Source organism: Aquitalea sp. (genome assembly GCF_030150775.1).
GTDB lineage: Bacteria > Pseudomonadota > Gammaproteobacteria > Burkholderiales > Chromobacteriaceae > Aquitalea > Aquitalea denitrificans.
Genome location: NZ_JASLFG010000029.1, coordinates 55,720 through 72,635, shown reverse-complemented (window position 1 = coordinate 72,635; position 16,916 = coordinate 55,720). Strand labels below are relative to the sequence as shown.

At 62.4% G+C, this 16,916-nt stretch carries 16 protein-coding genes; 5 read left to right on the top strand and 11 right to left on the bottom strand.

Annotated elements, in window-relative coordinates; all coding sequences use genetic code 11:
- Positions 1 to 229 precede the first annotated feature (229 nt).
- Entirely contained in the window at positions 230 to 3,544 is a 3,315-nt protein-coding gene (locus QVF59_RS09695) for an EAL domain-containing protein (protein ID WP_287879245.1), read from the top strand.
- Between the two features lie 177 nt (positions 3,545 to 3,721).
- The gene (nfsB, locus tag QVF59_RS09690) at positions 3,722 to 4,375 is read left to right on the top strand and encodes an oxygen-insensitive NAD(P)H nitroreductase (RefSeq protein ID WP_159875264.1); all 654 of its coding nucleotides are present in this window, start codon (positions 3,722 to 3,724) and stop codon (positions 4,373 to 4,375) included.
- On the opposite strand, the gene QVF59_RS09685 is transcribed toward nfsB, so the two are convergent.
- The 3 genes from QVF59_RS09685 to QVF59_RS09675 all read right to left on the bottom strand — a co-directional run bounded on the left by QVF59_RS09685 (position 4,362) and on the right by QVF59_RS09675 (position 6,957).
- Positions 4,362 to 5,252 (bottom strand): class I SAM-dependent methyltransferase, encoded by an 891-nt coding sequence (locus tag QVF59_RS09685; protein ID WP_159875263.1) that lies wholly within the window; start codon positions 5,250 to 5,252, stop codon positions 4,362 to 4,364. The two genes, nfsB and QVF59_RS09685, sit on opposite strands and share 14 nt — an antisense overlap.
- Positions 5,253 to 5,322: 70 nt before the next feature.
- Entirely contained in the window at positions 5,323 to 6,084 is a 762-nt protein-coding gene (locus QVF59_RS09680; RefSeq protein ID WP_287879244.1) for a glycosyltransferase family 2 protein, read from the bottom strand.
- Between the two features lie 117 nt (positions 6,085 to 6,201).
- A complete protein-coding gene (locus tag QVF59_RS09675) occupies positions 6,202 to 6,957 on the bottom strand; it encodes a lysophospholipid acyltransferase family protein (protein WP_159875261.1) in 756 nt (251 codons plus the stop codon).
- Positions 6,958 to 7,218: 261 nt separating this feature from the next.
- Between QVF59_RS09675 and QVF59_RS09670 the strand changes: the two genes are divergently transcribed.
- The 3 genes from QVF59_RS09670 to QVF59_RS09660 are packed head-to-tail and all read left to right on the top strand — an operon-like array spanning position 7,219 to position 9,257.
- Positions 7,219 to 7,497 carry an acyl carrier protein gene (locus QVF59_RS09670; RefSeq protein ID WP_287879243.1) on the top strand — a complete coding sequence of 93 codons (279 nt, stop codon included), beginning with the start codon at positions 7,219 to 7,221 and terminating at the stop codon, positions 7,495 to 7,497.
- Positions 7,498 to 8,754 carry a beta-ketoacyl-[acyl-carrier-protein] synthase family protein gene (locus QVF59_RS09665; protein WP_287879242.1) on the top strand — a complete coding sequence of 419 codons (1,257 nt, stop codon included), beginning with the start codon at positions 7,498 to 7,500 and terminating at the stop codon, positions 8,752 to 8,754. It abuts the gene before it with no gap.
- Complete coding sequence (locus QVF59_RS09660) at positions 8,751 to 9,257, top strand: 3-hydroxyacyl-ACP dehydratase FabZ family protein (RefSeq protein WP_159875258.1); 507 nt, start codon at positions 8,751 to 8,753, stop codon at positions 9,255 to 9,257. The genes QVF59_RS09665 and QVF59_RS09660 overlap by 4 nt, the downstream gene beginning before the upstream one ends.
- A 61-nt stretch (positions 9,258 to 9,318) precedes the next feature.
- On the opposite strand, the gene fabG is transcribed toward QVF59_RS09660, so the two are convergent.
- Genes fabG through QVF59_RS09620 form a run of 8 tightly spaced genes read right to left on the bottom strand, consistent with a single transcriptional unit; the run spans position 9,319 to position 16,912 of the window.
- Positions 9,319 to 10,038 carry a 3-oxoacyl-ACP reductase FabG gene (fabG, locus tag QVF59_RS09655; protein WP_287879240.1) on the bottom strand — a complete coding sequence of 240 codons (720 nt, stop codon included), beginning with the start codon at positions 10,036 to 10,038 and terminating at the stop codon, positions 9,319 to 9,321.
- Positions 10,039 to 10,046: 8 nt separating this feature from the next.
- Complete coding sequence (locus QVF59_RS09650) at positions 10,047 to 10,502, bottom strand: hotdog family protein (RefSeq protein ID WP_159875256.1); 456 nt, start codon at positions 10,500 to 10,502, stop codon at positions 10,047 to 10,049.
- Complete coding sequence (locus tag QVF59_RS09645; RefSeq protein ID WP_287879238.1) at positions 10,499 to 11,293, bottom strand: beta-ketoacyl synthase chain length factor; 795 nt, start codon at positions 11,291 to 11,293, stop codon at positions 10,499 to 10,501. The genes QVF59_RS09650 and QVF59_RS09645 overlap by 4 nt, the downstream gene beginning before the upstream one ends.
- Positions 11,290 to 12,483: a beta-ketoacyl-[acyl-carrier-protein] synthase family protein gene (locus QVF59_RS09640; protein WP_287879236.1), complete on the bottom strand. Its 1,194-nt coding sequence runs from the start codon at positions 12,481 to 12,483 to the stop codon at positions 11,290 to 11,292. The genes QVF59_RS09645 and QVF59_RS09640 overlap by 4 nt, the downstream gene beginning before the upstream one ends.
- A 32-nt stretch (positions 12,484 to 12,515) precedes the next feature.
- Positions 12,516 to 13,346, bottom strand: a complete 831-nt coding sequence (locus QVF59_RS09635) for a polysaccharide deacetylase family protein (RefSeq protein WP_287879235.1) — start codon at positions 13,344 to 13,346, stop codon at positions 12,516 to 12,518.
- Positions 13,343 to 14,011 carry an alpha/beta fold hydrolase gene (locus tag QVF59_RS09630; protein WP_287879233.1) on the bottom strand — a complete coding sequence of 223 codons (669 nt, stop codon included), beginning with the start codon at positions 14,009 to 14,011 and terminating at the stop codon, positions 13,343 to 13,345. The genes QVF59_RS09635 and QVF59_RS09630 overlap by 4 nt, the downstream gene beginning before the upstream one ends.
- Positions 13,995 to 16,334, bottom strand: a complete 2,340-nt coding sequence (locus QVF59_RS09625) for an MMPL family transporter (protein WP_287879231.1) — start codon at positions 16,332 to 16,334, stop codon at positions 13,995 to 13,997. The genes QVF59_RS09630 and QVF59_RS09625 overlap by 17 nt, the downstream gene beginning before the upstream one ends.
- Positions 16,331 to 16,912, bottom strand: a complete 582-nt coding sequence (locus tag QVF59_RS09620) for a LolA-related protein (protein ID WP_287879230.1) — start codon at positions 16,910 to 16,912, stop codon at positions 16,331 to 16,333. The genes QVF59_RS09625 and QVF59_RS09620 overlap by 4 nt, the downstream gene beginning before the upstream one ends.
- Positions 16,913 to 16,916 lie beyond the last annotated feature (4 nt).

Here is a 16,916-nt window from a genome sequence, read left to right as displayed (position 1 = left end):
AGAAGCCCCGTTTGTCACCATTTAGCGACGATATGGCAGCAAAATGCGCGGCGGCATCCCGTGTACGGACAAATATCCACGGCTTTACCGCAGCTTTGCTGCCGAATGCACGCTGGAGCCATCCTGGTTTGGGGTAAAATCAGCAGGCAGCACCCCAGAACCAGGCCAGAGGCCGCCACAGAAACTTGCCCTCAGCCACAGGCCATGTGCGCGGCGGCAGGAACTCATCATGAACGTGCCCAACTTCCAGCAGGCTCTGCAGCAGACGTCGCAAGCCTTTGCCATTCTCGATGCCGAGAGTTGCATCGCCTATGCCAATCCGGCCTTCTGCAACCTGTTCGCTTACCCCTTGCACGAACTGGTGGGGCAATCCATCAAGCTGATCATTCCACTGGATGCCAGCGATGGTGTCTGTCATCAGGACATCGCCGGCGACATCAGGCCAGACCACCCCTTCCAGGGTGAAGTGCGCCGCATTGCCCGTGACGGGCGCAGCATTACCGCCATGCTGCATTGCAGCGCCCTGTGCAATACGGCAGGGAAAACCGAAGGCTATGTGCTGTCCTACACCGACATTGCCGACCGCAAGGCTACCGAACTGGCACTGCAACAGGCCAACGAGCAATTGTCACTGGCACTGGACGCCTCACAGCTGTCGCTATGGGATATGGACATCCTGCAGGATAGCGCCAGCGTGGACGCACGCTGGGCGCGCATGCTGGGCTATCCGGCCACCGCCCAGCAAATCCGGGCTACCAGCATGCTGGCCGCCGTACATCCGGACGACTACCAGCGCGTCTACCAGGCCAGCATGGCGGTGCTAAGCGGCAAGCAGGCACGCTTTCAGGAAGAATTCCGCTACCGCAACGCGGTGGGAGCCTGGGTATGGATACGCTGTACCGGCAAGGTGGTAACCCGCAATCAACAGGGTACTGCCCTGCGCGCCATCGGCACCAATCAGGACATTACCGAACGCAAGAACAGCGAAGCGCTGATCGTCAACGCCGCCCATCACGACTGGCTTACCAGCCTGCCCAACCGTTTTTCGCTCACCAGCCATCTGGCTGCGGCGCTAGCGCGTGCCCAGCGCCGGGATAAGCTGGTAGCGGTCTGCATGATAGATCTGGACGACTTCAAACCGGTCAACGATACCTGGGGACACCAGGCTGGTGACCTCTTGCTGCAGGAACTGGCACAGCGGCTGCAATGCCTGCTGCGCCAGACCGATTTTGTTGCCCGGCTGGGTGGGGATGAGTTCGTGGTAGTGATGGAAGACCTGCCGGAAGAAGACGCCCTGCCGCAACTGGAAGCCGCGCTCAAGCGCCTGCACCAGGCAGTGGAGTCGCCGTTCCGGCTGGGAAATGGCATCGAAGCAGAAGTCGGCATGACCGTGGGGCTGTCGCTGTTTCCGCACGATGGTATCGAACCGGATGCACTGATGCGCCAGGCCGATGCCGCCATGTACCAGGCCAAGCAGAACAAATCAGGCCGTCGGCGCTGGTGGCGCATGGTGTCTGAAGAAGCCGGCTACCCACAGGAAGAAAGCAGCCATTTCGAGGTATACGGGGACGAAGCCACCCGCCTGCTGCGCAAATCCGGCCGCCTGATCCAGACGGCAACCGACACCTATATCCAGCGCTTTTACGGCCAGGAGCATCCGGAACGGGCAGAGCTGGCCATTCTGGCGAGCCTGGGTCTGGTAGAACAGGAAAGGCTGGAACACCAGCACCGCCAGTTTCTGCTGCAGATCCTGTCGCCTGACATGCAGGCCGAGCAGATCAACCAGCACAGCCACCAGTTGGGCTACATTCACAGCCTGGTCGGTGTCACGCCGGTGATGCTGGTACAAAGTGTGGAATTGTTCCGTCGCACTTTCAGCGAACAGCTTAACCTTGCCCTGCTACCCATCCGCCAGCGCTACCGCCTGCTGGAAATCGTGGATAGACGTCTGCAGGATCAGCTGCATGCCCAACTGGAAGCCGGGGCCCAAGTGCAAAGCCAGTATCTGGAAAGCGTATCCCTGCCCATGCCCCACCATGGCACCCTGTGGGCCGATGCGGTCAGCAGCGAGCTGGAACAGCTGGGCAAACTGCCCGGCATGCAGGCGGTGTTGCTGATGCGGCTGATGTCCAACGGCGTGTTCGTACCGGAAAACAGCCGTGGCCCACTGGGCGAGCTGGTGGCAAACCGCCTGCAGCTGCCAGGCTCCGAAGCGGTGGTCGACCCGGCATCCGCACGCGGCCAGGGACTGACTGCCGTGGCCTGGCGCAGCGGGCGCATCTGCAGCAGCGCGTCCTACGGCCAGGACCAGCGCTACGCCACCTGGCATCAGCAAGCCGGGGCCGTGCATATCCGCGCCGCCATGAGCATCCCGGTACGCAATCCGGAAGGACTGACCGTGGCGGTCATCAGCCTGTTCGGTGCCTATCCCAATCAGTTCGAATCAGCCAGCATGCAGCAATTTGCCCAAGGACAGCAGCACCGCTGGGAGCTGATGCTGGCGGCCAGCACCAAACCGGCAGCCGCCATCCAGCAAAACCTGGCCATTGCCCTGCGCGAGCGCTTGTTTGCCGGCGGCCTCACCATGTATCTGCAACCGCTGGTCGATCTCAAGAGCGGCAAGGTGGTCAAGGTAGAAGCGCTGGCACGCCTGCTGCAGGCCGATGGCCAGATTGTCAGCCCGGGCGTCTTCCTGCCCCTGCTGGGCGATGCCGACCTGGATCACCTGTTCCGCCTTGGCCTGGACAAGGCGCTGAGCCAGCTGGCCGAACTGGACCAGCATGGCCTGCAGATCGACATTTCGCTCAATATCGCCCCCAGCACGCTGCAGGATGAAGACTGTCCGCAGTGGGTGGCTGATGCGCTGGTCCACCACGGCGTGGCCCCCCACCGGCTCAGCCTGGAGTTGCTGGAAACCGAAGACATTGCGCCGCAAGCCCAGGACCGCGCCATCGAACGCTTGCGCCATACCGGCATCAAGCTGGCGATGGACGATCTGGGCTCGGGCTACAGCAGCCTGCAACGGCTGAGCACACTGCCGTTTGACACCATCAAGATCGACCAGAGCCTGACGCTGAACCTGCGCAAGACACCGCTGACCAGCCTGGCACTGATCCGCGCCATCCTGCAGCTGGGGCAGGATCTGGAACGCCAGGTGGTGGTGGAAGGCCTGGAAGATCGCGGCATGCAGGAAGCCGCCTGCATCCTGGGCGCAACCCTGGGCCAGGGCTACAGCCTGGCCCGCCCCATGGCGCAACAGGACTTCATCCGCTGGCAGCAGCAGTTCCAGCTGCCGCCGGCTGACGGAGCCATCACCAGCTATCTGGGGGCGCTGGCACAGCACTGGCTGTATACCCAACCCTCGCACGCACACAGCAAACAAGCACTGGAACATTGCCCGCTACAGCATTTTTTGCTGCGTCAGCCCGCAGCCAGTGTCAATGCCCTGCAATGGCACGCCGCCTGCCATCAGCAGGCCGACCATGCCGCAGCCAGCCAGCGGCTGACCGACTGGCTGGTGGAACAGATGCTGCTGGAAAGCTGAACCACTGCCTGCAGACCAGATCAAGCAACATTCACCACTTCCAGGCGAGAATACACATAGATCTACCAGTATTTTCAAAATAAAACAGAAACTGCTTTCTGACTGCCAACCTTATACGGCAACAGACCTTCAGCAATAATGAGCGGCATTCCATCCCTGACTCCCAAGGAAACCGCCATGAATATTGCCGACCTGGTCCAAACCCGTTACACCACCAAGGCTTTCGACCCCAGCCGCCAACTAAGTGCCGATCAGCTAGCCCAGATTGAAACCCTGCTGCGCTTCAGCCCCTCCTCCACCAACTCCCAGCCCTGGCACTTTTTTGTGGCGGGCAGCGCCGAAGGCAAGGCCCGTATCGCCAAAGCCACCAGTGGCGGCTATGCCTTCAATGAAGCCAAGGTGCTGAATGCCTCGCATGTGGTGGTGTTCTGCAGCCGCGCCAGCATCGATGACAAGCATCTGGAAACGCTGCTGCAACAGGAAGCGGCAGACGGGCGCTTTGCCAATGAGGAAGCACGCGCCGGGCAGCATCGTGGCCGCTCGCACTTCGTCAACATGCATCGTTTTGAATTGCGTGATGCCCACCACTGGATGGAAAAGCAGGTGTACCTGGCGGTAGGCACGCTGTTGCTGGGGGCGGCAGCCATGCAGATTGATGCCTGCCCGATCGAAGGTTTCGACCAGAAAGTACTGGATGAAGAGCTGGGCCTGCGCGCCATGGGCTATACCAGCGCCGTCATCGTGGCGCTGGGTTATCGCAGCGACAGCGACTTCAACGCCAAGCTGCCCAAATCGCGCCTGCCGGCCGACAGCGTCATCACCCGTTTGTAAGCAGCAAGCCTGCCGGCAAACTCAGGCCACCGGGGCGGAACCAGCGCAGCAGATTGTGCAGGTCGCGCTGCTCGCCCCGGCCCAGCTGCCGGTAAGCAGCCAGTGCGCGCTGCCGCACGCCAGCATCGATTTCACGACGTGCCGGCCCGCGCAATACCACCATGAAGGGAGCCAGCGCGGTGTGGTAGCTGTCCAGCGTCATGCCCAGCGCGTGTGCCGCCTGCTGCAGCTCGGCCAGGCTGAAGGCCGCCTGCATAGAATTGAGAAAGTCGGCGGTAAACTGCACCGACTGCATCTCGCTGCGGTCATGGGCAAAGTAATGCTGGGTGGCCCGGCGCTTGAGCCGGCCAAAATCCGCCAGATACACCCCGCCATCGGGCTGCAGAATGCGCCGCACCTGACCCAGCGTTTGCTGCAGCGTGCTGACATCGGGCAGGTGATGCAGCGACATGGTACACAGCGCCACATCCACCGCACAGTCGGCAAAACCGTCCAGCACGGTAATATCCCCCTGTTGCAGGCTGACATTGCTCACCCCGGCCGCGCGCAGGTTGTCTGCAGCCAGTTGCAACATGGCCGGCGAAGCATCCAGACCGACAAAGCGGCTGTCCGGGTGTAGACGGGCCATCTGCAGCAACTGGTTGGCCGGGCCACAGGCCAAGTCCAGCACCACATCGCCGGGCCGGATTTGCGGCAAGGACATCAGGGCATGAAACAGGTAGATGTAATGCAGCACGCCATCGCGGCGGCCACTATCCATGAAGGCAGATACCTGCTCGGCATCCGCCATCACCGCAGCGGGCTCAGGGATGCGCGGCAGAGGATTGCGCCGCAGCTGCTCCAGCAGCAGATGGGTCATCATCAGGGATGCGGACATGGTTCAGCCCGGTTTCCTGCAATCCACGCCCGGACCATCCATCCCCAGACCAGCAGTCAGCATGCCAGCCTCAGCCACGGCGCAGCTTTCGCAACAGCAGCAGCGGCAGGCGCAGGGCAAAGCCGAACATCAGCCGGATATGCATCCAGGTAAGCAGGCGGTTGTCACGCCAGTAATTGAAGTGTGATACGCCGCCCTCGTCGGCCTGGAAGTATTTCACCGGCGACGGCACATTCACCGGCTGCACACCTGCCCAGCACAGCCGCACCACGGCTTCGGGGTCGAAGTCGAAGCGCCGCATCCAGTGCTGGCGCTGCATGATGCGGCGCAGTGGCTCCACCGGATACACCCGGAAGCCGAACAGCGAATCGCCAATGCCCATCCACAGGGTTTCCAGATTGGCCCACCAGTTGGAAATCTTGCGGCCCTTTACCCGCAGGCTGGGCGCGCTGGCATCGAACACCGGCAAGCCCAGTACCATGGCCTGCGGCTGCTGCTGCGAGGCCGCCATGAAGGCGGGAATCTGCGCCGCCGGATGCTGGCCATCCGAATCCATGCACAGCACATGGCTAAAGCCCAGACGGCTGGCCTGATCCAGCCCGTGCAGCACAGCGGCACCCTTGCCACTGTTGTACGGCAGCACGAATACCTGCAGGCCAGCGTCAGTGGCTGCCATCTGCTGCAAGCCTTCTGCCGAGCCATCGTCGCTGCCGTCCACGATCACCCATACCGGAGACCACTGCTGACGCGCAGCACGCACAGTGTCATATACCTTGGGGCCGGGGTTGTAACTGGGAATCAGCACCACATGGGTGGAAGAAGATGTCGTCATGGCAAATCGCGGGACAGTGCCTGCCCTGGGGGGACAAGTCATATAGGGTTAATCCGGCAGGACATTAGCCGATGGCAAGCCGCATGGTCAACCACTGGCAGCCAGGCCGGAAAATCATTACAAATGCAGCTCGGGATCAATTGATTGCTGCAGGCTGGATTCAAAATACTGCTGAATGCGGCGCGCAGTTTCATCTCGACAGGAAGATGCCTCGAATTGCTGTCCCGGAATAGCCCGATATATCAGAGGAAATTGCGGCGGGCGCCATATTCTCCACCCTTTACTCAAATAGGGCGAATTGGTTGTAATCAGAATTGTTTGCAATGGTGCCGCAGCCTTCTTGGCAATCAATGCCACCGAGCCGCCAATATCATTCACCGGCTGGCGCGTGGTGCGGGTACCCTCCGGAAATATCATCAGCACCCGCCCCTGACGCACCGCCTTGATGGCAGCACGGAACATATGTTCAGGATGACGATTGGACACAAAACCGGCCAGGTAGGCCCCGGCACCCAGAAACAGGTTGGAGCTGATACTGGCCTTCATCAGGCACACCACATGCGGCAGGCGGGAAAACACCAGAAATGCGTCGATCATGCTGGGATGATTGGCAATCAGTAGCATCTGGCGACGGCCATCCAGTTGATCCAGCTGGCGCAGATCCAGCTGCATCAGCCTGCAGGCGGCAGCACCGGCCAGAAAACAACGGCAGATGCGGCTGATGGCCAGTTGCACCAGCGGCTCACGCAGGCGGCGCGGTGCCAGCAGCAAGGGCAGCACGGCAATATTGCCCAGCAATAGCATGGAGCCCAGCCACAACAGCATCAGGTAGAACAGTATGATCTGGCCCAGGCGTAAACAGCGGTACGGCATTATTCCACTTTACCTTCAAATGACAGGGCTTGAATTACAGGACGGGCAAATCAGGAGCCTGATACAGAATGTCCACAGCGGAAATCTATCACGGCACAAGCGCCGGCCCGCATTGATTTCCAACAGGCATTCAATATCAAACCTCATGAAAACAGCCTTGAAAGGCGCTTGCACACTGAAGGAGTCAAGTCAAACCGGGGTAATGATTTTACTATATAATCTCGCCATTTTGGTGCCTGCAACGCTCGGGATTGAAAGCATATGCTAGAAGAAATCATCAAAAACTATCTGATCAATACCAAAGGCAAAGACCCGGCCCTGTTCACCAACCCTGCCCTGCAGGTGGCAGAGTTGGGACTGGATTCGCTGGACATGGTGGAAATGCTGTTTGAAATTGAAGACCGCTGCGGTTTCCAGCTGCCCGACCCCACCCGCTACCCGAAAATGAGCTTCCGCGACATGCTGGCCGACATCGAGGCTGCCATCCGGGCACACAATGGCGGCGAGCTGCCAGACCTGCGACTCGAGGCGGACAAATAATTGGCCAAGGTACTGATTACCGGCATGGGGGCCATCAGCCCGCTGGGGACGGACCTGCCAACCAGCTTCGCCCAGGCGCTGGCAGGACATTGCGCCATCAGCCCCGCACCGGCAGACATTGCCAAATGGCTGCCCAATGTACTGCTGGCCCCTGCCGCAGGCGAACCGCTACCCATGCTGGACAGCAAATATGCCGGTCTTGACCGGGCCAGCCAATTTGCACTGGCCGCAGCAGCCGAAGCCATTGCGCAGGCTGCCCTTGCCGCACAGCCGGCAGAGGCCCGTCGCATCGGGGTGTTTGTCGGCATCGGCTTTGGGGGTGCCCACACTCTGGACGCCCTGTACCAGCGTTTTCAGAATGCCGTGCATAGCGATGGCAAGCGTAATCCGGTGATGGTGCACCCGCTGTCAGTACCACGCATGATGGCCAATGCAGCAGCAGCGGCCATTTCCATGCACTACGGTTTCAAGGGCCCCAGCAACACCTACTCCGTAGCCTGCGCGTCCTCTGCCGTTGCCATTGGCGAAGCCTTCCGCGCCATTCGCGACGGCTATCTGGATGCTGCCGTGGTAGTCGGTTGCGAAGCCATGCTCACCTCAGGTTCCATGCTGGCGTGGAATGCGCTGCGCGTAATGGCCAAACCACAGGAAACCGACCCCGCCCGCAGCTGCCGACCCTTCTCGCAAGACCGCAGTGGATTTGTACTGGGTGAAGGTGGAGCTGCCATCGTGCTGGAAAGTGCCGCGCGGGCAGAAGCCCGTCAGCAAGCAGCGCTGGGCGAGCTGTGCGGCTATGGCTGCAGCAGCGATGCCGCGCATCTGACCGCGCCTTCCAGCGCAGAGCAGGTATATGCCATGCAGCAGGCGCTGGACGATGCCGGCCTGCAGCCTGCCGACATCCAGTACCTGAATGCCCACGGCACGGCCACGGAAACCGGCGATGTGGTGGAAACCGAATCCATCCGCACCGTGTTTGGCAGCAAGGACGAAAGCCGGCTTGCCATCAGCTCCACCAAGTCCATGCACGGCCATCTGATAGGGGCCAGTGGCATTCTGGAATTTGCACTGGCGGTGATGGCGATGCGCAGCGGCTCCTTGCCCCCCACGGCCACGCTGGAAGTGCCGGACCCGCGCTGCGACCTGGACTACATCCCGCTGACGGCACGCCATGGCTGTGATGTGCAAGCCATCATGTCCAACTCCTTTGCCTTTGGCGGCAGCAATGTCTCGCTGGTGGCAAAGCGGTACCCGGCATGAGCCAGCCCTACCACTACCCCATGCAGTTGCAGCGTGCCGACATGGCCGCGCTGCTGCCACACCGTGGTGCCATTTTCGTGTGTGAAACCCTGTGTATCGAGGGGCCGCACCAGTTTCACGGCATCGCCCGCTGGCCGCAGGACAATGCCATCATCCAGGGCCACTTCCCAGGCCTGCCGATTGTCCCCGGCGTGATGCTGATCGAATCGATGGCACAGTTTGCCGGGGCCGGCCTGTTGGCTGGCGACCCGTATGTAAAAACCCTGCCAGAGGATTCGATCGGGGTACTGGCTGCCGTACGTAATTGCTGGTTCAAGCAGCCGGTGCTGCCCGAGTCGGCGGTGGAGTTCTTCATCCAGTGCCGTCAGGTCGCGCCCTTGCTGGTGCAGGTAAGCGCCGTGGTAAAGGTGGAGGCTGTTGAAGTGGCCAAGCTGGAAATCGCGCTGGCCTATGCCCCGCGCACCCAGTTGCTGAGCAGCGGCACGGCGGCGACGGCGGTGTAAACAGCAAGACCCTGAACGGTAAAGCCGCAGCCGGTGCAGCCGCCCGCTATCCGGCAGGCTGTTACAGCATGCCGCCGTTGATGGAAATCACCTGGCCGGTAATATAGGCTGCCTGCTCCGAGGCCAGAAAGGCCACCAGGCTGGCTACTTCTTCCGGCTTGCCTGTCCGCTTCATCGGCACCATCTGCGCCACCATGTCCTTGTCAAACACATCCTTGCTCATGGCTGATTCAATGATGCCCGGTGCCACTGCATTCACGGTAATGCCACGGCTGGCCAGCTCCAGCGCCAGCGATTTGGTGGCACCATGCAGGGCGCTCTTGGCCGCGGCATAGTTGGTCTGGCCCCGGTTGCCGGCCAGCGCCGCCACCGAAGTGATATTGATGATGCGTCCCCAGCGGGTGCGAATCATCGGCATGGTCAAAGGCTGGGTGACATTGAAGAAACCGTGCAGGGACACATCGATCACCCGGTGCCATTGCGCCGCCTGCATGCCCGGGAACACCGCATCGTCATGAATCCCGGCATTATTCACCAGCACCTGTACCGGGCCTTGTTCCAGGATCTTTTCCAGTTCGACAGCGCTGGTGGCGGCATCGGCAACGTCAAACTGCACGGCCTCGGCGCTGAAACCCTGCTCTGCCAGTTGCTGACTCAGCGCCTGTGCGGCGGCCAGATTGCTATTGGCGTGGATGATGACGTGAAAACCATCAGCAGCCAGTCGCTGGCTGATGGCGGCACCGATGGCACCACTGCCACCGGTGATCAAGGCTCGTTTCATACGGATTCTCAGCAAGATGGGGAAGCGGGAGCCAGCGCGGCGGCATTCAGCACCACGCCTAGCCGACCACTGGCCAGCAGGCGCTCGCCGGCATGCAACTCGAACCGGTACATGGCGGTGATGTCATTGCCGGACAGGCGCAGCGCATGCACCAGCAGCGGTGCGTCGGTCTCATCCAATCGCTGGCAATACCAGCGGGTTTCGCGCACGCTGGCCAGATAACCAGCAGCCGCCGGAGCGGCATCGCCAGCCAGCAGCGCACCATGTACCGCCATGGCCTGTGCTGCATATTCGATGGCATTGGCCACGCCTAACCGCCCAGCCGCACGCAGCGGATTATTCTCCAGCAGGTGGCTGCCGGTCTGACACAGGATTTCCTCTGCGTCCCAGCGCAGCACGGTATCAAGCAGACACATGCTGCCCTGATGAGGAATGCGTGCGGCAATGGCCTGGCGGTCCATCATGCGCTTACCGTCACCGCCAGCTGGCAGTCATCCAGATATTCCAGCACCACGCGCCCGGGCTGGCCGCTGGCCAGCAACTGCAGCAGCGGCAAGCTGCGCGCGGCGGGAATCGTCTGGCGCAGCCCTTCCAGCCCGGCATCGGCCATCACATTGGCCTCATCGCGGGTAAAGGCCAGCTGTAATGCAGCCTTGCTGGCCGCAGTACGCTGTGGACTAAGCACCATGCCCACCCCCATCGGATAGGGAATGGGACGCTGGCGGTACAGCGGCTCCGGGTAGGCGGTATCAAAGGCAATCAGCACCGCAGCCTGGCCGCTGGCCAGCACCTGGGTGGCGGTTTCGATCAGCGCGGCAGCAAAGGTGGCGTCGTAGGCACACAGGCTGGTGGAGGCCGCCGTGCAGCCGGTGGCAATGCCCCAATAACCAGCCGGCGCGTTGTGGACCGAGTTATGAAAGCGGGTGGGCGAAATCAGCCGCTCGTCCGATGCCAAAACCTCCAGCAGATTATGGCAGTTGTCACAATCACCGCCGGTGGAGGAAAACACATTCACCAGCTGCGCGGCATCAGCAGCGGCATCCGCCACTGCGGCAAAGCCGGTGGCCATAGCCAGTTTGACTGCCGTGCCGACGCGGCGACGCTCGGTGGCCGGCAGGGCCAGCACTGCGGGCAAGGCAAGCTCGGCCGCGACAAAGGGCCGTTCGCCACGCAGGCAGGCGGCTGCCGTGCCCCAGTCTGGCAGGCCAGGCCCCAGTACACTCAAGCCATCCAGATAAATCATTGCTGTACTCATGCATCCACCCGCGAAAAAACCAGACTGCAATTGCTGCCGCCAAAACCAAAAGAGTTGCTCAACACATGCTGCAAGGGCTGCTCCACATTGTGCAGCAGGTAGTTGCACGGCAAGGCCGTGTCGGTCTGGCTGGTACCGACACCGCCGGGCAACAGCCCTTCACGCAAAGCCAGCGCACTGAAAATGGCTTCAATGCCACCGGCAGCACCCAGGGTATGGCCGGTGTGGCCCTTGGTGGAGCTGCATGGCGTGTCTTTGCCAAACAGCGCCAGCACTGCCGCGCCTTCGGCCGCATCGTTGCTGGGCGTGGCCGTCCCGTGCAGATTGATGTAGCCGATGTCTGCCGGCTGCAGGCCGGACATCTGCAAGGCCTGCTGCATGGCCATGTGCGCGCCGCGGCCTTCTGGGTGTGGCGAGGACATGTGATAGGCATCGCTGCTTTCCCCCACGCCAGTCAGGATGATGTCGCCGGGGCGAGCCAGATCACCCCGCTCCAGCAACACATAGGCCGCGCCCTCGCCAATGGAAATGCCATCGCGGGCCGCATCAAACGGACGACAGGGCTGGGACGACACCAGCTGCAACGAAGAAAACCCATAGATGGTGGTCAGGCACAGGCTGTCCACGCCGCCAACAATGGCCGCGTCGATCAGCCCGGCGGCCAGCATGCGCTGTGCCGTGCCAAACACCTTGGCGCTGGAAGAACAAGCGGTGGACACCACCATGGCCGGACCGGACAGGGCAAAGTACTTGCGCACGAAGTCCGCCACCGAATAGGCATTGTGGGTTTCGCGATAGTGCAAATCCGGCGGCAGCGCACCACTGTGCGGATCGCGCTGGCGATAAGCCACTTCCGTGCTGAGAATGCCGGAGGTGCTGGAACCCATGAACACGCCGATGCGGTCGGCACCATAAGAGCCAATGGCTGCCTGCACCTGCGCGGCAAAGCCATCCTGCTGCAGCCCCAGCAGGGCCAGGCGGTTGTTGCGGCAATCGTAGTCGGCCAGCGTGGCGGGCAGGCGGACCTCATCCAGCGCGGCCACCTCGCCGACACAGACATCAAACTCCACCGTTTCCCAGCGTTTTTTGACAATGCCACCCCGCTGCGCGCGCAGCGCGGCAAGATGAGGGGCCTGCCCACGGCCCAGGGCAGTGGTCAGGGTGTAGGCGCTAAGTCTGAGAGCTTGCATAGACGGCGGAATAATCAGCGTGAATTGGAAAATCAGGCATCTGCCACACCGGCAGCTGTCTGCTCGGGCTGGCAGGCCTGCGGCAATGTCACCGCCTGCAACTGACGGCGGGACAGTTCCTGCAGCAGGCGCGGCAGCACACTAAGGATCAAGGGCTGGCCATCGGCCGTACGGGCGGCATTGCCGTCGTGCAGCAGCAGGATGTCACCAGCCGCCAGATTGCGCACCAGCCGGGCATACACCTGCTCGGGGTCGCGGACGCGCGTATCATAGCCACGGCGCGTCCAGCTCGCAAGAAACACGCCCTGCTGCTGCAATACCGGTTCGAGAAAGGGATTGCGCAAACCGGCAATCGGCCGGAAAAACCGCGGTGTGTGACCGGTAATGCGCTGCAGCGTGGCCTGGCCCTCGCCCACCTCGCGTCGCCAGCCTGCCGGGCCGAATAGTGAAGTCTGCTTGCGGTGGCGCTGACCATGGTTTTCCACGGCATGGCCGGCACGGGCAGTCTGCTGGCACAGTGCGGAATATTGCGCCGCGCGCTCGCCGATACAGAAAAACGTGGCTTTCACACCGTAATGTTGCAGGATGTCCAGCACCGCCGGCGTCACCGCCGGGTCCGGGCCATCATCAATGGTGATGGCCACCTCGCCACGGCGGATGGCCGCAGCAGGCAGGCGGGTCAGGTTTGGCCCCAGCAGCGCACAGCGCGGCAGCAGCCCGGCCACGGCAATCAGGCCATGCAGCAATACCAGCAACAACAAGAGCGCCAGCCAGTCATGCGGGCGATACAGCAGCGCCAGCAAGGCCAGCACATGCAAAGCACCACACAGCCAGAGAAACGGCGACAGCCTTGGTGGTTTCATCTGTCCTCCTTGCCCGGTGACTGCTGCGCGGCCAGCGGCCCATGCACCAGCCAGTGTTGCCACAGCTGCAGCCATACCGGCCAGCTGTGATCTCCCTCAATCCGGTTTACCCGCTGCGCCGGCAACAGGCTGGCCAACATGTCCTGACCATCGCGGAAGCGGTCCTGCGCACCCAGACCCAGCCACAGCGGGCAGTCCGCCTGCGTGGCCAGCCAGTGCCACCAACGGCGCTCATCCTGCAAGCTAGCCGTGGCGGCAGCCCAGGCCTGCGGCCCGCCCGCCTGGCGGATTTCCTGCAGGATATCTGCCGTACCCGGATATGGTGCCAGCAGACAAAGACCGGCCAGCTCGCCACCATGCACAGCGGCATGGTGCAGGGCATTGAAAGCGCCCAGCGAAATACCCGCCAGCCAGATGGCACGGTAGCCCTGCGTACGCGCCGGTGCAATCACCGCCTGCTGCAGGCTAGCGGCCACCGTTCCGGCCATCACCTGCTGATAGCCCACATCGGCCAGCACGATATCCACCGCCAGACCGCGCGCGCGCACGGCCGCCACCATGCCCTGCTCCAGCAGGTCTTCCAGGCTGGCCTTGGCCGGCGGCAACAGTACCAACAGTGTGTCGGCACTGCTATCGGCACGGAATGCATCAGCGAGGCAGCGCACGCGGCGTCATCCTGGCCATCATGGCGGCAAACACCAGCGCCAGCAGCGCGCCAATGGCCACCGTGCTGCCGATGAAGGACAGCACCGGCACGCTGGAGCTACCCAGCAGGCCGAAGCTGGTGACTGTGGCCAGATTGGCCACCACCAGCGATACCTCTACCTGGCGCTGCTGGTCATCGCTGCCCAGCTGCTGCTTGTTGGCAAAGAACAGCGCGTAGTTGGAGCCGATGGCCACTACCAGCAGCAGGCCCACCAGATGCAGGATGGTCAGCTGGATGCCGCAAGCATCCAGAATCGCCACTGTGCACAACACGGCACAGCCCAGCGGGATGGTGACGCGCACTGCCTGCAACCAGCCACAGCTCAGCCACAGCAACAGCAGGATGGCCAGGCTGCCCAGCGAGGAAAACACCAATGCCTCGTGGGTATAGCTGTCGAAAATGGCGGTGGTTTCTTCCAAGAGGTCGATCACCGTCACCTGCCCCAGTTGCTGTGCAGCCAGTGCAGCCCTTACCTTGTCCAGCGCGATGTTCTCGCCACTGGCTGGGCGCAGCGGCATCAGCACCAGATAACTGCCAGGCCGCTTGATCAGCATGGAATCCAGCAGCACGCTGGCCGCACTGCCATGCAGGCTGGCGCGCGTCAGCAGCGGCTGTTGCCGGCTGCGCTCCACATCGCTGACAAAGCCTTGCAAGGCTGCGGCATCCAGCGGCAGGCCTTGCACGGCCTGTGTCAGCCGGCTGGCGGTTTCCGCCGCAGCGGGCAAGGCCGCCTGACGGGCCTTCTGGGTAGCCAGGCTGGGTAGCAGTTCATCCGGGGTATGGAAGCCGCCGATCACATTCTGCCGGCTCAGCTGCTGCAATACCCGGCGGCTGCGCTCGGCCAGTTGCAAGGCGCTTTCCTGATCCGGCGCGCTGAAGCTGGCCACATAACGCATGTCGTTACCGCCCAGATCGCCACGCAGCTCGGCATCCAGCTTGTTCTGTGCCGCCGAGGTGGAGCTAAGCGCGTTGAGCTGGCGGCTCCAGATGTCCTGATGATGCAATGCCAGCACGACAGTCGCTGTCAGCATGGCCACCAGCAGCAGCCAGCGCAGGCGGGTAAGGCTGTCCAGCACTTTTTGCAGCAGCAGGCCGGGGCCGGACAGATCACGCAGGTTCAGTTGCTGCGGCATCAGGCCGGGCAGGACATAGCGCGTCACCAGCGCCGCTGCCAGCAGGCCGCTGATGGAATACAGGCCCAGCTGCGACAGGCCGGGAAAGCTGGAGCACATCAGCGCGGCAAAGCCGGTGGCCGAGGTCAGCACCCCCAGGCGGATGGTGCGCCAGAAATGGCCGGGATTGCCGCCCCCCGCGCGCTGGATGAACAGGTAGATGGAGTAATCCACCGCCTCGCCAATCAGCGTGGTGCCAAAACCCAGTGTCAGGCCATGCACATGACCAAAACCCAGGCTGACGCTGGCAATGCCCACCAGCGCGCCGGACACTACCGGAATCAGTCCCAGCAGCAGCAAGGGCAAGGAACGGTAGACCAGCAGCAACAGCGCCACCACCAGCACGGTTCCCAGCGCGGCCAGCCGCTCCACCTCACTCTGGATGATGTTGCGCGAGGCCACCGAAATGACGCTGGTGCCGCTCATCACCAGCCGGGTATCGGCATGGCGCGCCGGCAGGCTGGCAAATGCCTGCTTCACGTCCTCCAGCGCGGCGGCCTGGGCGTCGGTATTCAGGCCGGATTCGCCCAGCTGCAACAGCAGCACTGCACGCTTGCCATCGCGCGAGACCCAGATGTCGTCGCTGGTGCTGGGCTGGTTCTCGCCGATGAACTGCTCCAGTATCTGCAGGGTTTCGCCAGTGGGATCGCGCGGCAGGATTTTCTTGACGATCAGGCCGGCGTCGCCGGACATGGCGTCCAGTGTGCCCTGGATGGCATCGTGCAGGCCGGCGGCACTGAAGCGCTGCGGCGTCACCGCCGGGCTGAGCAGATAACGGTTGTTGAAGAAATACTGTTGGTCGCGCTGCTGGGTCTGGCGGTCGCCGTTCTGCACCGAAGTAAAGCGCGCATTGTGTGCCAGCTTGTCCACCAGCAGCCGCGACAGCCGGCCACGTTCGGCTTCGTCGCTGCCTTCAATCCCCACCAGCACGATGCGGGCGATAGCGCCATCGCGCAGCTGGTCGATCAGCATCTGCTGCCGCGCACTGGGCAGCTTGGGCATGAAGGCGGACAGGTCAGCCACGAAGCGGGTCTGGCTGATCACCAGCACCGAGGCCAGCATGGCGGCCAGCCAGATCAGCAGCGCCGGTTTGAAGAGTCTTGATTTCATCGGGTGCTGGTGATGGTCATTTCCGAACGGTCACCATCGGCCTGCAGGAATTCGATGGTCTTCACCTGGGCACGGGTACCGGCAATGCGGATCTGGCTGATCACCTTCTGCATGCGCGGTTGCAGCGGAGTCAGGCTCAGTTGCCACTGCTCGCTGCCACCGGACAGCGCCGGGGTGTAATAGCGCTCCAGCGCAGTGCGATCACCCGACAGGGTGGCGCGAATGCTTTCGACAAAGGCCGATACCTCCGGGCGATCAGCCAGGTTGACGCTCATCTTGCGGCCATCATTGCGCTCCAGCGTCAGCTTGTTGCCTTCCAGCAGCACCGCCTCCGCCTTGGGCTTGAGGGTGCGCTTTTCCAGCCGGTCCGGCGCGGTGAAAGCCAGTTCGCCGGATGACTCCAGCGGCTGCTTGAGCATGGCGATGTATTTTTTTTCCACAAAGGTGGCGGTGCCGGACTTTTTCTGTCCCAGTTGCTGCATCAAGTCAGCCAGAGAAAAATCGGCGGCCTGCAGTGCGGTGCTGCCCAGCAGCAGAAGCAGTCCGGCCAGGGTCTTGCTCAAAATGGATACACGCATGGTC

Excerpts from the sequence above, each read along its gene's own strand:
- QVF59_RS09650 (WP_159875256.1), bottom strand. The coding sequence starts at position 10,502 with ATGATGGACCGCCAGGCCATTGCCGCACGCATTCCTCATCAGGGCAGC.
- QVF59_RS09635 (WP_287879235.1), bottom strand. The coding sequence starts at position 13,346 with ATGAAACCACCAAGGCTGTCGCCGTTTCTCTGGCTGTGTGGTGCTTTG.
- QVF59_RS09645 (WP_287879238.1), bottom strand. The coding sequence starts at position 11,293 with ATGAGTACAGCAATGATTTATCTGGATGGCTTGAGTGTACTGGGGCCT.
- QVF59_RS09660 (WP_159875258.1), top strand. The coding sequence starts at position 8,751 with ATGAGCCAGCCCTACCACTACCCCATGCAGTTGCAGCGTGCCGACATG.
- QVF59_RS09625 (WP_287879231.1), bottom strand. The coding sequence starts at position 16,334 with ATGAAATCAAGACTCTTCAAACCGGCGCTGCTGATCTGGCTGGCCGCC.
- QVF59_RS09675 (WP_159875261.1), bottom strand. The coding sequence starts at position 6,957 with ATGCCGTACCGCTGTTTACGCCTGGGCCAGATCATACTGTTCTACCTG.
- QVF59_RS09695 (WP_287879245.1), top strand. The coding sequence starts at position 230 with ATGAACGTGCCCAACTTCCAGCAGGCTCTGCAGCAGACGTCGCAAGCC.
- QVF59_RS09620 (WP_287879230.1), bottom strand. The coding sequence starts at position 16,912 with ATGCGTGTATCCATTTTGAGCAAGACCCTGGCCGGACTGCTTCTGCTG.
- QVF59_RS09680 (WP_287879244.1), bottom strand. The coding sequence starts at position 6,084 with ATGACGACATCTTCTTCCACCCATGTGGTGCTGATTCCCAGTTACAAC.
- QVF59_RS09640 (WP_287879236.1), bottom strand. The coding sequence starts at position 12,483 with ATGCAAGCTCTCAGACTTAGCGCCTACACCCTGACCACTGCCCTGGGC.
- fabG (WP_287879240.1), bottom strand. The coding sequence starts at position 10,038 with ATGAAACGAGCCTTGATCACCGGTGGCAGTGGTGCCATCGGTGCCGCC.
- nfsB (WP_159875264.1), top strand. The coding sequence starts at position 3,722 with ATGAATATTGCCGACCTGGTCCAAACCCGTTACACCACCAAGGCTTTC.
- QVF59_RS09670 (WP_287879243.1), top strand. The coding sequence starts at position 7,219 with ATGCTAGAAGAAATCATCAAAAACTATCTGATCAATACCAAAGGCAAA.
- QVF59_RS09685 (WP_159875263.1), bottom strand. The coding sequence starts at position 5,252 with ATGTCCGCATCCCTGATGATGACCCATCTGCTGCTGGAGCAGCTGCGG.